The sequence below is a fragment of the Streptomyces sp. NPDC002643 genome, from assembly GCF_053592555.1.
In genome coordinates this window covers 25,384-39,896 of the sequence record NZ_JBSFVY010000027.1, presented here as the reverse complement: position 1 = coordinate 39,896, position 14,513 = coordinate 25,384, and the positions used below count along the sequence as shown (strand labels likewise).

Annotated in this window: 10 protein-coding genes and 1 pseudogene; 3 read left to right on the top strand and 8 right to left on the bottom strand. The window is 69.2% G+C overall.

Annotated features, from left to right (window positions below; translation table 11 throughout):
• Positions 1-207: 207 nt before the first annotated feature.
• Entirely contained in the window at positions 208-873 is a 666-nt protein-coding gene (gene msrA / locus ACWD4G_RS33220; protein WP_451300068.1) for a peptide-methionine (S)-S-oxide reductase MsrA, read from the top strand.
• A gap of 161 nt (positions 874-1,034) precedes the next feature.
• The gene (locus tag ACWD4G_RS33215) at positions 1,035-2,129 is read left to right on the top strand and encodes a DMT family transporter (protein ID WP_451300066.1); all 1,095 of its coding nucleotides are present in this window, start codon (positions 1,035-1,037) and stop codon (positions 2,127-2,129) included.
• Between the two features lie 189 nt (positions 2,130-2,318).
• Here the strand turns inward: ACWD4G_RS33215 and ACWD4G_RS33210 are convergent, their stop codons facing one another.
• The 3 genes from ACWD4G_RS33210 to ACWD4G_RS33200 form a co-directional block, all read right to left on the bottom strand.
• Positions 2,319-3,161: an MBL fold metallo-hydrolase gene (locus ACWD4G_RS33210; RefSeq protein WP_451300064.1), complete on the bottom strand. Its 843-nt coding sequence runs from the start codon at positions 3,159-3,161 to the stop codon at positions 2,319-2,321.
• Between the two features lie 131 nt (positions 3,162-3,292).
• Positions 3,293-3,676 (bottom strand): VOC family protein, encoded by a 384-nt coding sequence (locus ACWD4G_RS33205; RefSeq protein WP_451300062.1) that lies wholly within the window; start codon positions 3,674-3,676, stop codon positions 3,293-3,295.
• A gap of 106 nt (positions 3,677-3,782) precedes the next feature.
• Positions 3,783-4,826 carry an NAD(P)-dependent alcohol dehydrogenase gene (locus tag ACWD4G_RS33200; protein ID WP_451300224.1) on the bottom strand — a complete coding sequence of 348 codons (1,044 nt, stop codon included), beginning with the start codon at positions 4,824-4,826 and terminating at the stop codon, positions 3,783-3,785.
• A 171-nt stretch (positions 4,827-4,997) separates the two neighbouring features.
• Here ACWD4G_RS33200 and ACWD4G_RS33195 point away from each other — a divergent pair, with 171 nt between their 5' ends.
• Entirely contained in the window at positions 4,998-5,957 is a 960-nt protein-coding gene (locus tag ACWD4G_RS33195; protein WP_451300060.1) for a helix-turn-helix domain-containing protein, read from the top strand.
• Positions 5,958-6,165: 208 nt separating this feature from the next.
• Here the strand turns inward: ACWD4G_RS33195 and ACWD4G_RS33190 are convergent.
• From ACWD4G_RS33190 to ACWD4G_RS33170, 5 genes and pseudogenes are all read right to left on the bottom strand, one after another.
• Positions 6,166-9,471: pseudogene (locus tag ACWD4G_RS33190) on the bottom strand (S8 family peptidase).
• Between the two features lie 315 nt (positions 9,472-9,786).
• Positions 9,787-10,470 carry an ABC transporter ATP-binding protein gene (locus ACWD4G_RS33185; protein ID WP_451300058.1) on the bottom strand — a complete coding sequence of 228 codons (684 nt, stop codon included), beginning with the start codon at positions 10,468-10,470 and terminating at the stop codon, positions 9,787-9,789.
• Between the two features lie 144 nt (positions 10,471-10,614).
• Entirely contained in the window at positions 10,615-12,135 is a 1,521-nt protein-coding gene (locus ACWD4G_RS33180; protein ID WP_451300056.1) for an ABC transporter permease, read from the bottom strand.
• A gap of 421 nt (positions 12,136-12,556) precedes the next feature.
• A complete protein-coding gene (locus ACWD4G_RS33175) occupies positions 12,557-13,828 on the bottom strand; it encodes an Ig-like domain-containing protein (RefSeq protein ID WP_451300054.1) in 1,272 nt (423 codons plus the stop codon).
• A 250-nt stretch (positions 13,829-14,078) separates the two neighbouring features.
• A complete protein-coding gene (locus tag ACWD4G_RS33170) occupies positions 14,079-14,423 on the bottom strand; it encodes a hypothetical protein (RefSeq protein ID WP_451300052.1) in 345 nt (114 codons plus the stop codon).
• Positions 14,424-14,513 lie beyond the last annotated feature (90 nt).

The following is a 14,513-nucleotide window of genomic DNA, read 5'->3' as shown; positions in this document are numbered from 1 at the left end:
GGCCTTCGGGCGAGGCAGCTCGCGCGAGGAAACACGCGGCGAAACGCGAGGCGAAACACGCGAGGGAACGCGATGTGGCTCGCGCGGCGGAATTCGAGCGGTGCCCGGAACGTTGTGCCGGGTACCGCTCCCTCGTTTCAACGTTCCCCATTCCCCTGTTCCCCGTTCCCCGTTCCACGAGCCTGACGAGCCTGACAGGAGTCGCTGATGTTCTTCGGCCGCACGCCCCAGCTGCCCACCCCCGAGCAGGCGCTGCGTGGTCGCGCAGAGCGGCCGTTCGAGGTGCCGGGCCGTCACACCGTGCTGGGCAATCCCCTCCTCGGCCCCTACCCCGAGCATCTGGAGATCGCCGACTTCGGGCTCGGCTGCTTCTGGGGCGCGGAGCGGAAGTTCTGGCAGCTGCCGGCGGGGGTGTGGACCACGCTGGTCGGCTACCAGGGCGGGTCCACGGAGCACCCGACGTACGAGGAGGTCTGCTCCGGTCTGACCGGCCACACCGAGGTCGTCCGCGTCGTCCACGACCCCTCCCTCATCTCCTACGAGCGTCTGCTCCAGGTCTTCTGGGAGTCCCACGACCCGACGCAGGGCTTCCGGCAGGGCAATGACGTCGGCACCCAGTACCGCTCGGCGATCTACACCCACACCCCGCAGCAGGCGGCGGTCGCCGAAGCCTCCCGCGACGCCTACCAGAAAGTCCTCACCACCGCCCGCTACGGCCCCATCACCACCGAGATCCTCCCGGCCGAGGGCCGCGCCTTCTACCCCGCCGAGCCCTACCACCAGCAGTACCTCGACAAGAACCCGGCGGGTTACTGCGGCATCGGCGGCACCGGGGTCTCCTGCCCGATCGGGGTGGCGAAGGCGGAGGGCTGAGGTCCGCCGCCGCCCGCTCGGCCTGGCCAAGGGCCCGTTAGTATCCCCGGGTGAACACCTACTGGCACGTCGTGCTGCCGCCTCTCTGCGTCTGACGGGCGCAGGCAGCGGTGGTCTGATCCCCGGCCCCACCGGCTCGTAGTGCAGCCCGTCGGCCCGCGATGCGGTCCGACGGCTGTTCGTTCGGTCAGGGGCTGTTGTCGTGCGCCCGTTCTCGGATCGCATTCATTCGCATTCGACGACGGAAGATCACGACTGTGCCGAATCGCACTCCCTCTCTGTCCTCTTCATCCTCTTCGTCCTCTTCGCAGGACTCTTCGCACCCGGCCGCCACAGCGGAGGGCGCTCGCCGTTCATGTGGCGCTCTGTTCGGTGGGCCCACGCCGATCCTCACCTCGGCCCTGCTGTGGGGTACGACCGGTACCGCCGGTTCGTTCGCGCCCTCGGGCGCTCCCTCGGCGGCCATCGGGGGTGCCGGGCTGGCGCTCGGTGGGGTGCTGCTGTACCTGACCGCACGCGGCGCCCGTTCGCTGCCCGGTCGTTGCGGCCGACGTGAACGGTGGCTGCTCGCGCTCGGGGTACTGGCGGTCGCCGGGTACCCGGTGTCGTTCTACCCGGCGGTGGCCCGCACCGGCGTGGCCGTCGCCACCGTGATCGCCCTCGGCAGCGCGCCGGTCTTCGCCGGACTGCTGGCCTGGCTCACCGGCCGGGCCCGGCCGACCGCCCGCTGGGCCGGCGCCACCACCGCCGCCGTACTGGGGTGCGCCCTGCTGGTACTGGGCCCCACGCTCACCGGGCACTCCGCACCGACGGACCTCACGGGCGTCGCGCTCGCCGTGTGCGCGGGGCTGTCGTACGCCCTGTACTCGCTGATCGGCGGCCGGCTCATCACCGCCGGGCACGCCTCGGACGCCGTGATGGGTGTGCTGTTCGGCGCGGCCGGGCTGCTCATGGCGCCGCTGGTGGTGTTCCTCGGCGCGCAGTGGCTGGTCAGTGCGCGGGGCGTGGCCGTGGCCGGGTATCTGGCCGTGTTCACCGTGTGGCTGGCCTACCGGCTCTTCGGGTACGGGCTGCGTCGTACGTCGGCGTCCACGGCCACGACTCTGACGCTGGCCGAGCCCGCCGTCGCGGCGGTCCTGGGAGTCGGCGTGCTCGGTGAGCGATTGCCCGCAGTGTCGTGGGGCGGTCTGGGCGTTCTCGCCGTGGGGTTGGTGCTGTTGACGGCCCCGCTCGGGGCGGGGCGCCGTAAGGCGTAACGCCTCCGCAGTCGTACGGCGGTGATGTGGGCGTCCGCAGTCGTACGGCGGTGATGTAGGCGTCCGCAGTCGTACGGCGGTGATGTAGGCGTCCGCAGTCGTACGGCGGTGATGTGGGCGGCGGCAGAGAAGCGGGCGGCCGGACATCCGCTCCGCCGCCCGCACCGACCCCTCCGCCCCCCATGTCGATCAGTGGCCGCGGCCGCCGCCGTCTGGCTCGAAGCCGGCCAGTAGTTGTTCGAGGGCCGTTTGGTCGGGGCCGGTGAAGGGTGGGGCGGAGGGGGCCGTGGCGAGGGTGTCGAGGAGGGAGCCGGTGATGCCCGCGGCCGGGGGGAGGTGGGTGGAGAGCACCAGGTCGGGCTTGCGGTCCTTCAGCAGTTCGAAGGTCGCCAGGAACTTCTCCTCGTCGACGATCCGCACCCAGGGGCTGTCGACCGTGGCCCACAGCAGTTGCGCGGCGCGCAGATCGTCGACGGTGACGGAGCGGACGTCGACGGCCCGGGCCAGCTCGGCCGTGGGCAGCGGGGCGCCGAAGCAGTCGGAGCTGAAACAGACCCCGGAGGCGTTGTCGAAGAAGCCGACGGTCGCGGGGTTGTCGAACAGGGGTGGGCGGAAGCCGGTGAGCGTGCGGTCGCCCACGTCGAGCGTCTCGCCGGGGTTGAGGAAGTAGAGGCGGTCCATGGGCAGGGGGTGTTCGCAGGAGAGGATGCCGGCGCCGAGGAACGTCGTCACGACCTGAGCCTCCGGCGCGACGGCCAGCAGTTCGAAGATCCCTCCCGTGTGGTCGCGGTCGGGATGGGTGAGCCAGATCCAGCGGACGTCGACGGGGTCCAGTACGGCGTCGAGGGTCTCGACGAAGTTCCGGTCGGGCAGGCCGAGGCCCGTGTCGACGACCACCGGCTGCTTGCCGTGCAGTACGAACGCGTTCACCGGGAGATGCCCGATCCCCGGCACCTCCAGACTGTCGGCCAGCACACTGATGTCCGGGCGGATCGTGTGGACCGTACCCGGGCGGACCTTGTGAAGGGGCATGTCACTCACACCTCGAAGCCCCCCGAGCCGTCGTCATCGCACCGCGACCGTCCGCTCCGCCCTCCCCTTCATCCATGGTCCGGCCACGGCGACGAGGCCGCACCCGGGCGACACCACGCCCCGAATGCCGCTCAGGACCCGCTTCCGTACGGCCTCGTGATGATCTCCAGGTTGTGGCCGTTGGGGTCGTCGAAGTAGGTGCCGCGGCCACCGTCGTTGGTGTTGATCTCGTTGGTGCGGCGGTGGAACGGGTCGGCCCAGTACGTCAGTCCGGCCGCTTTGACGCGGGCGAAGATCTCGTCGAACTCGTCCTCCGTGACCAGGAAGGCGTAGTGCTGGGGCGTGATCGGGCCGGGGCTCTCCATGTAGTCGAGGGTCACGCCGTTGGGGATCTCGACCGGGGTGAAGGGGCCGAACTCCGGACTCACCTCAAGCCCCAGGATGTCGGCCAGGAACCGAGCCGAGGCCTCTTTGTCATGGGCGGCGACGATCGTGTGGTTCAGTGCGACGGGCATGTGCGTGCCTCCTCGTACGTCATACGTCGTTCATCGCTGGCTCTTCCCACGCTAGAACCCCGGCCGGGAGCCTCACCATCCGTCACGGACTCCCCTCATCGCCCCCTCAGATCGTCGCCGTATCGATCACGAAGCGGTAGCGGACATCGCTCGACAGGACGCGCTCGTACGCCTCGTTGATCTGGTCCGCGCGGATGAGTTCGATCTCGGCGCCCAGGCCGTGCTCGGCGCAGAAGTCGAGCATCTCCTGGGTCTCGCGGATACCGCCGATACCGGACCCGGCGAGGGTCTTGCGGCCCCCGATCACCGAGAAGAGGTTGAGGGAGACGGGCTCCTCGGGGGCGCCGACGTTCACGAAGGCGCCATCGGTGCGGAGCAGGGACAGGAAGGCGTCGAGGTTCATCGGGGCGGAGACCGTCGACAGGATGAGGTCGAAGGTGCCCCGCAGTTCCTGGAAGGTCTTCGGGTCGCTGGTGGCGTAGTAGTGGTCGGCGCCCAGCTTCAGCCCGTCCTCCTGCTTGCGCAGGGACTGCGACAGCACGGTCACCTCGGCGCCGAGCGCGTGCGCCAGCTTGACGCCCATGTGCCCGAGACCGCCGAGCCCGACGACGGCGACCTTCTTGCCGGGGCCGGCGTTCCAGTGCTTGAGCGGGGAGTACGTGGTGATGCCCGCGCACAGCAGGGGCGCGGCCTCGTCGAGGGCGATGCCCTCGGGGATGCGCAGGGTGAACGCCTCGTCGACGACGATCTTCTGCGAGTAGCCGCCGTAGGTGGGCTCGCCGTCCTTGCCGATGCCGTTGTACGTCTGGACATTGCCGTCGTGGCAGTACTGCTCCAGACCGGCCCGGCAGTTCTCGCACTCACGGCAGGAGTCGACCATGCAGCCGACGCCGACGCGGTCACCGACGGCGAACCGGGTGACGCCGGAGCCGACGGCCTCGACGATGCCGGCGATCTCATGGCCGGGGACCATCGGGAAGATGGCCTCGCCCCAGCCCTCCTGGGCCTGGTGGATGTCGGAGTGGCAGATGCCGGCGAACTTGATGTCGATCAGAACGTCGAACTCACCGACCTCGCGACGCTCGATGGTGGTGCGCTCCAGCGGAGCCTTGGCGGCGGGGGCGGCGTAAGCGGCAACAGTGGTGGTCATGCCGGGGTTCTCCTGGTGGTCGTCCCGTATCCGGCCTGCCTTCCGGCCGGGTACGGCATTCATCGTGCCGTACGCCACGACGTTCACCCAGGTCACGGCTCTGCGTACGTCCGCTGGTCCTACCACTGGCGGGGTCAGGCTCATGGGCGTACGACCAGGAATACTTGACGTATGGACGAACAGCCCGAAGCCGCACAGGAGCCGCCGACCGGCCCGCCCCCCGGCACCGCAGCCGCAGGTGGCGGTGCCGGTGCCGCGGGTGCCCCCGGTGCGCTGGACCGGCGTGCCGAGCTCAGCGAGTTTCTGCGCACCCGGCGGGCCCGGCTGCAGCCGGAGGACGTCGGGCTGCCGGCGTTCGGCCGTCACCGCCGGGTGCCCGGGCTGCGGCGGGAGGAGCTGGCCCAGCTCGCCGGGGTGTCCGTGGCCTACTACACCCGCCTCGAACAGGGCAACGGCCGCAATGTCTCCGCCGAGGTCCTGGACTCCATCGCCCGTGCCCTGCGGCTGAACGCCGCCGAGCACGCCCACCTCACGCATCTCGCCAAGCCGAAGGCCCACAAGAAGAAGCCGTCGGCCCGGCCGCAGCAGGTGCGCGCTTCCCTGCGGCAGCTGGTCGACACACTGGACGGCGTCCCCGCATACGTCTCCGGTCGGCGCTCGGACATCCTCGTCTGGAACCGCATGGCGGCGGCCGTCTTCGGCGACTGGTCCCAGCTGCCCGCCCAGGAGCGCAACTGGGCCCGGCTGGTCTTCCTCCACCCCGCGTCCCGGGATCTGTACGTCGACTGGGACCAGAAGGCCGCCGACATGGTCAGCTACCTCCGCATGGACGCCGGCTGCCACCCCGACGACCCCCGGCTGGCCGCCCTGGTGGGCGAACTGTCCGTCAAGAGCGACGAGTTCCGCCGCCTGTGGGCCACACACGACGTCAAGGAGAAGAGCAACGGCGTAAAACAGCTCCACCACCCCCTGGTGGGCCCCCTGACCCTCGCCTACGAGTCCTTCCCCCTCCCCGACGACCAGGACCAAACCCTGATCATCTACCACCCAGAACCCAACTCCCCCTCCGCCGAAGCCCTCCACCTCCTGTCCATCTGGGGCACAGACGCAACAAGAGCACCGACTGGGTGAGAGGGGGCCGCAGGCCCCCGAAGGGGACGAGTGGCCGCAGGCCCTCGAAGGGGCGCGGGGAACTGCGCGACCAGCCCCCACGCACGGAAACCCGCCAACGATCCACAGCACCCGAGCTGGACCGCGCCCCGGGCGAAGCCCAAGGCGGGGTCGAGGGGCAGCCGCCCCTAGGGATGGGAATGGGCAGGGGCGGCGGGGGCGACAAAACTCACCGCCCGAAATACGCGTCGTAAATCGACACCCTCCCCACATTCCCCTCTCGATCGACCACAACCCCCCGCAGAGACACGCTCTCCCCCGCCCCAGGCCCCCCGAACACAACCCGCCCGTTCGTCACCTCAACCTCGCTCCACCGCTCCCCGTCCCGGGACACAAACACAGCCAGCGACTTGAGGTTCCCCCCGACGGCAGCCCCCTGCACGGTCACCGGAACACTGACCTTCCGCCCGCCGACCGCCGTACTGTCCAGCCCGAGAAATCCACCCCCGAACCGAACCGTGGAAACCGGCAACGCCGTGTCCTCCCCGGTCCTCTTCGACCTGAAGGTCCAACTCCCGTCGATCCGGGAGCCGACCCGCCCCACCCCCGCACCCCGCGTGACGGACGTCGTCAGCCGGTACGTCGCGGCCCCCGCAGGAACCTCGTACTGACGCGCCCCATCCAACGCGTCCTCCCCCGAAGCGATCTTCTCTCCATCGCGATAGAGACTCGACGTGACCTTCTCGTACACGGACGCCCCGACATGCCCACCCCCGTCGGCGAACATCGGCAACGCCCCGTACAGCACGTCCCCATCCCGCCGAATCCCGTGGACCCCACCGATCTTCGGCCCGAACACCCCCACATTGAAGGTCCGGGCATACGTCTGCCCGGCCCTGAACGAGCGGCTGTCCCCGGTCGTGTAGTACACCTCGGAGACCGGATACCCCTGTTCGTCGACCCCGCCGTACTGCTCGAAGTCGAAACTCCACCTGATGCCACCGGCGGTGGACAGATACAGGGTCCGGCGGCCGGGAAGCGCCTGCTGGACACCGACGGCCGGGATGCCGGCGTCACCGGGCAGCGTGGGCCACGCGGTGACCACACCGTTCTTACCGACGGCGGAGGCCCCGAGTCCGACCTTCACCACGGCCAACTCGCCCTTCTTCCACCGCTTGGTGAAGCCGGTGGCAAGCCTCGCCACCGCACTCCGGGTGACGGTGGAGTACTGCGAGGTCTCCCCCTTGTTCCACTGCCCGGCCCAGCTCTGGCTGAGCCGGCCCCCGCCGACCGACGGCCCGAGATGCGCGGTCCGGAACCCCGCGTAGCCGTCGAGCAGCCACCCGAAGGTATAGCCGGCGTCCCCCACCCGCAGCGTGAACTCCGGCGCCGCGAACACGGATTCGGCCCCGGTCTCCGGCACGGTCACGTTCACCGGCTTCGCCTTGCGGGCGTCCAGCGTCAGCGAGATCCGCCGGTCGACGTCGAGCCTCGGCCGGGCCAGCCAGTCGGCGCCCTTGGCAAGATTGTCCGGGTCCACGACGACCCCGGCGTTGAGGATGTAACTCCCCTTCGGCACCCGCAGCGAGACCGTGCCGTCCTTGTCGTACGGCATGACCCAGACGCCTTCGGCGAGCCCGGAGACCCCGGTGAGGTCGAGCATGTGGCCGACCGCCGGTTTCCCGCCCCGGTCGACCACCTTGAGCGTGACGTCGTACGACTCGACCTCGCGCCGCACGGCCGCCGCCGTCCGTACGCGCTGTCCACCGCCGGTGGCGACGACGTACGCGGTGTAGGCGCCGTTGAGCTTGCCGCCCAGCCTGGTGTGGGCGCTCAGTTTCACGGTGGCTTTGCCGCCCGCCGGGACGGTGACCTTCTTGGCGCCCAGCTCGAAGAACCCGGCGGGCGCGGGCCTGCCCCTGGGGTCGGTGCCCTTGACGGCCAGGGACAGGGTGACGGGCTTGCTGCCGAGGTTCCGGTACGTCAGCTGCCGCGTCCTCGGCTTGTCGTCGGTGTGCGGCCACTCCGCGACCCCGAGATCCACGGAGACCGGATCGGCGACGACGCTCTGCCTGAGGGCCCGGTCGACCCGGATACGACCCGAACCCTGCTGGTACGGCGTGTACCCCGTGCTCTTGGTGGACGCGATGAGTGCGCCCTTGAGTTCGGCGTACGTCCACCGCGGGTGCCGTTGCTTGAGGAGGGCGGCGGCGCCCGCGACATGCGGGGTGGCCATCGACGTACCGGAGATCGTCAGATAGCCGTCCGGCTTCTGCCCGACCTCCTGGTCGATGACGCTGCCCGGTGCCGCTGCGGCGGTGACGGCGACGCCGGGCGCGGTCACGTCCGGCTTGATCCGGCCGTCCAGCCCCGGGCCCCGGCTGGAGAAGGGGGCGAGCCTGTCCTTGTCGTCGACCGCGCCGACGGTGAGCGCGCCGGCGGCGCTGCCCGGGGAGCCGACCGTCTTCTCGCCCTACTCGCCGTCGTTGCCGGCGGCGACCGTGAAGAGGATGCCCTTCTCGGTGGCGAGATTGTCGATCTCGGCCTCCATCGGGTCGACCTCGGGGGTGTCCGGGCCGCCGAGGCTCAGGTTGACCACATCGGCGCCCTGGTCGGCGGCCCACTCCATCCCGGCGATGATCCCGGAGTCGTCCCCGGAGCCGTCGTCGCCGAGCACCTTTCCGTTGAGCAGCTTGGCCCCGGGCGCCACGCCCTTGTACTTGCCCTTGGACTTCTTCCCCGTCCCGGCCGCGATGGAGGCGACATGGGTGCCGTGCCCGTACTTGTCGGTGGTGTCGGGCGAGGCGGAGAAGTTCTTGTCGGCGATCACCTGGCCGACGAGGTCCGGATGTGTGGCGTCGATGCCGGTGTCCAGCACGGCTATGGTGACGCCCTTGCCGTCGTAGCCGGCCTTCCACGCCTTGGGGGCGCCGATCCGCGGCACCGTCCTGTCGAGGCTCGCCGTGCGGACGCCGTCCAGCCAGATGTGCGCGACCCCGGAGGCCGCGGTGCCGTCGGAGTCCGTGACCGCCTTCCACAGTTCGGCGACATCGTCCTTCGGCGCGACCACCGCGTCGGCGTTGAGGATCTTCAACGTCCGGCGCACCTCGGTGCCACCGGCGTCCCGTACGTCGGCCCGCACCCCGGCGGCCTTCCCGCTGTAGCCGACGATGAGCTTCAGCCCCCGCCGCTGGGCCCGGCGGCTGTCGGCCCTGTTCAACTCGGTGACGTCGAACAGCCGCCGGTCGACCCGCCCGGCGGAGATCAGCCGGGCGGCATCGGCCGGCAGCACATACGTATGGCCGTCGACCTCCCGCACCTGAACCGGAACGCCCTTGCGCCCCTCGGCCCGCTCCAGCCCGAGCACCCGTCCCTCGGCCCCCATGAGCACACGGTCACCGGTGACGAGGGTGATGCGATGCCGGGCCTCGATACGGCCGGTGCCCACGGCCTCGTCGCCGGCCGCGTACTCGGTCCCCGTCGTCAGCGCCGCAGTCGAAACAATGGCGATCAGGACCGCGCACGCTCTACCCATATGTCTGCGCAACTTTCCCCCTGGAGCAGCAGAAATCCGGCAGAAGAAATCCAACGGCAGAAATCCGGTCGAATTTCCCCGGGTCACGCAGTATGACGAGAGGTCAACTGCCGCTCAACAGCGGACAACGCACAAAACACGGCGCATAACTGATGCATTTACTTCACTTGTGCCGCTATCTGACCGCTCTCCCTTCCAAACCCCGATCCGGCCATCCCTCCACACCCCCGACTCCCAGCAATCACGAAACCCGGAGCACGCGCACCTCGCACGCGCCCCGGGCTCCACTCCAACGCGCCCCGCTCAACAGCCGTGTCAGGCCCCGGCGTTCTCCTTCACGGTGATCCGCCCCTTGCGGATCGTCGCGACCCGGGGGGCCTTCTTCGCCAGCGTCGAGTCATGGGTGACCATCACAAAAGTGAGCCCGTGCTCCTTCCACAGACCCTCCAGCACCTCCATGATCTCGTCGCGCATGGACTCGTCGAGGTTGCCGGTGGGCTCGTCGGCGAGCAGTACCTTCGGCCGCTTCACCAGGGCCCGGGCGATCGCGACCCGCTGCTGCTGCCCGCCCGACAACTCGGCCGGCAGATGCCCCAGCCGCTCCCCCAGCCCCACCGACGTCAGCGCCTCGGCGGCCCGCTCCCGCCGCTCCCTCGCCTTCACACCGAGGGGGACGAGAGCGGTCTCGACGTTCTCCTGGGCGGTGAGGGTGGGGATGAGATTGAAGCTCTGGAACACAAAGCCGATGTTCTCGCCGCGCACCTTGGTGAGCCGCGCCTCGGACAGCGTGGCGAGATCGGTCCCGTCCAGCTCGACACTCCCCGCACTGGGCTTGTCGAGCCCGCCGAGCATCTGCAGCAGCGTGGACTTCCCGCCGCCGGTGGGCCCTTGAATGACCAGCCGGTCCCCTTCGGCGATGGTGAGATCGACCCCGTCGAGCGCGTTGACGGTGTCCTTGCCGCGCGCATAGCGCTTGGTGACGCCCTTGAGTACGTACATGAAGGCAACAACTCCTGGATTCCCTGAAGAACTTGGCTGGACGGACCTGGCTGGACGGGCCTGATGGGAGGGACCTGGCTGGACGGGCCTGATTGGAGGGGACCTGGCTGGAGGGACCTGGCTGGACGGATCTCGCCGCGCGGTCTACTCCACGCGCCGCAGCGCGTCCGCCGGCCGCAGCCGGGAGGCCCGCCACCCGCCGAAGGCTCCGGCGATCAGCCCGCCCGCGACGGCCAGTCCGACGGCGACGACGATCGTGGAGAGGCTCACGGGCGCGGTGAGAGCGACATCGAGCGCCTCGGAAGCCGCCTGCTGCCCACCCCCGCCGGGACCACCACCGCCACCGGGGAAGCCGCCTCCGGGCCCGCCACCGCCCGGTCCACCGCCGAACCCCCCACCGCTGGCGCCGAGTTGGGCCTGCAGGGTCGGGCTGATCGCGGTGACGGCGTACGCCCCCGCGAGCCCGAGCGCGATACCGAGCACACCGCCCACGAGCCCGTTCACCACGGCCTCGCCCACGACCTGCCGAGTGACCCGCCCGGACTTCCAGCCGAGCGCCTTGAGCGTGCCGAACTCCCGCACCCGACGGGACACCGCCGACGACGTCAGCAGCCCGGCCACCAGGAACGCGGCGATCAGCACGGCGATCGACAGCCACTTGCCCACGTTCGACGCGAGATCGGAGGCGGTGGACAGCGACCCCGACACCGTCTCGGCGAGGTCGGCGGAGGTGGTGACGGTCGTGCCGTCGATGTTCTTCTGGATGGCCGACTTGACGGAGTCGATCTGCTGGGAGTCACTCGTCTTGACGTAGATCGTGGTGACCTTGTCCTGGGAGTCGCTGAGCGTCTGCGCCTGCTTCAGCGGGATGTAGAGGTTGGCCGCCGCGTCCCCGCTGTCGGGCGTGGCGATCCCGATGACCTCGAACTTCGTGCCCTTGATGGTGACACTGCCACCGACCTTGAGTTCCTTCTCCTTGGCGTACGAGGTGTCGACGACCGCCACCTCGGCGTCGGTCTCGGAGGTCTTGAACGTACGGCCGCTGGTGATCTTCGAGGAGGTCAGCGGGCCGAGTTCGGGCTGGGTGACGTCGGTGCCGTAGACGGAGTAGTTGTTGACGTCGAACTGAGCGCCGCCGCCCTCGACCCGCCCCTGGGGCTGGCCGCTGCCGCCGCCGTTCTGACCGCCGCCGGGGAAGCCCTGCCCGCCGCCGGTGCCCGCCCCCTCGTCCTGCTGGAACTCGCCGCGCCGGAACTGCCCGTTCACCTTGATGACTTGGAGGCTGAGACCGCCGACGGCCTCCGAGACTCCTTGCTGTGTGCCGACCTTGGTGACCGTGGAGTCGGCGAGGGTCTGGAAGCCCTGGACGAGGACGACGTCACTGCTCTGTTCCTCGTCGGAGTCGTTGTCCTGGGCGTCGAACTCGAACCGTGGGCGGTCGCCGCCGCCGTTCTGGCCGGAGTCGGCGGCCGGTGCCTTGGTGACGGTCATGTCCGTCCCGAGCCCGTACAGGGACTCCAGCACCTTGCCCTGCGCCTTCTCCATGCCGGACGACACGGAACTGACCACGATCACCAGTGCGATACCCAGAGCGAGCCCGGAGGCGACGACGAGGGCCGCCTTTCTCCGGCGGCGCAGTTCGCGCCTCAGGTAGGTGAAAAACATGGCGGCAAGCTAGGGACGCCGCGTGATGAAGGAATAAGCCCCGAGTGAGAGCCTCATGAGAACCCTGTGGCGGGGCCTGCGAAGGGCTGTGCCGTCTCACAGGTTTCCTCGCCCCCGCCGCCCCTACCCGTCCCATCCCCAGGGGTGGTGCCCCTTCGACCCCCGAGGGGGTGGGTGGGCGACTGCGGGTGGGTGGGGGCTGGTCGCGCAGTTCCCCGCGCCCCTGAAAGACCAGGCCCTGCGGGCCTGAAAAGCATAGGGGCGCAGCCCCTGCTTTTCAGGGGCGCGGGGAACTGCGCGAGCAACCACGAACCACCCGCAGTCGCCCACCCACACAACCCCCCGAGCTGATAGGCGCCCAACACACCAACGGCGCCACCCCGTTGATCGGGATGGCGCCGTTGAAGAACCGAAGAACCACTCAGACCGCGGAGCCCGCCGTCCAGTCCGCCCAGCTCAGGTTCCAGCCGTTGAGACCGTTGTCGGGAGACACCGTCTTGTCACCGGTGTTCTGGACGACCACCACATCACCGATGATCGAGTTGTTGTAGAACCAGGCAGCCTCGGTGTTGGGGTCGTTCGCCCCCTTGGTGTCGTTCAGACCGACACACCCATGGCTGGTGTTGACGTTGCCGAACACCGAGTCGGCACCCCAGTAGTTGCCGTGGATGAACGTCCCGGACGTCGTCAGACGCATGGCGTGCGGCACGTCCTTGATGTCGTACTCGCCCTTGCCGTCATCATCGGTGAACCCGACCGTCGCACCGTTCATCCGGGTCTCCTTGAACTTCTCGGAGATCACCATCTGACCCTCGTACGTCTTGTTCTCGGGCGAGCCGGCGGAGATCGGGATGGTCTTGACGACCTTCCCGTCCTGCATGACCTTCATCTGCTTGGTCTGGGCGTCGACGATCGAGACCTGGTTGCGGCCGATCTTGAAGGACACCGTCTTCTGCTGCACACCGTAGACACCGGAGGCACCCTCGACACCGTCGAGCGCGAGCTTCAGCGTGACGGTGGAGCCCTCCTGCCAGTAGTCCTCGGGCCGGAAGTCGAGCCGGTTGGCGTTGAACCAGTGCCCGACGACCTCCTGGCCGGAGCTGGAGCTGACGGTGATGCCCTTCTGGACATCCGCCTTGTTGGTGATCGCCTTGTCGAAATTGAGCGAGACCGGCATACCGACGCCGACGGTGGAGCCGTCCTCCGGCGTGAACGTGCCGATGAAGCTGTTGGTCGGCGAGACGGTGGTGAACGACGCGTTCTCGTGGGCCTCAAGACCCTCGGAGTCCTCGGCGGAGACGGCGACCTTGTAGGTGGTGGACCGCTCCAGCTGCGCGGTCGGCGCCCAGCTCGTCTTGTCCGCGGATATCTCGCCCTCGACGGCGGTGCCGTCGGCGGTCGTCATGGTGACCTCGGTGAGCGTGCCCTTGCTCACCGTGACCTTGGCGGAGTTGTTGATGGAGGCGTTGTTCGAGCCGTCCTGCGGCGTGATCTTGATGTCCGCCGCAGAGGTCTTCTTGGCCGCCGCCTCGTCGACCTTGGCCTGCGAGGAGTCCCCGCCGCCGTCGTTCCCGGACGCGTTGTCGCTGTCGCCTCCGCTGCACGCAGAGAGCACCAGCACCCCGCCGAGCAGTGCGGACGCGACCGTCAGGCCCCTGCGCCGCTTACTGTTCGTCATCACACGCTTCTCCATCGTTGCCGAAATCCCCAGAACCGAGAATCCCCGTAAGCACTAGAACACCGTGACGGCACCGAGCCGTTCCGCTTCGGGCCGATGTGTGGGATACGCCACTTCGGCCGCTCCGTCCGCATGAATCGCCGCTCCGACGGTCCACATCGACCGGTGGTCCGAGCGGTGGTGCGCGGGTGACCAGTGCGCCCCTTGAGACGAGAGGACCCCGGGTGGCGGTTGCCGCCCGGGGTCACGAATCTCCCAAGCCGCCTCAGCCGCGCCCGTCTTCCTCTTCGTCCTCGCCGTCATCATCCTCGTCAAGACCCCATTCCGGCGAATCGGGGTCGTAGTCGATTCCCTCACTGCTCCATGACGCCTGGGCCAGGTCGACCCCCGGCACGTCGTTGACCAGGTCGAACGGGTCGATCAGATACGCGAGCGCCTCCGCTGTGTCCTCCGTCACGGCACTCTCGGCGTGCGCCCGCTCATCGGTCGGCATATCGGGGTCCTCGGAGATCCGACGCAAGGCCGCACCGGTGACGGCCTCGACATTCTCGACCTCCACCACCAATTCCAAACGAAGCCGGACAAACTGTGAAGTCTCAGGTGTACTCATGCCCCGGAGCGTACGGCTCACAGGTCGCGCGACTTTCCCGCGACCCGCGCCTTTCATTAGCATCGCTGTCCACGGCCAATTCGCCCGCGC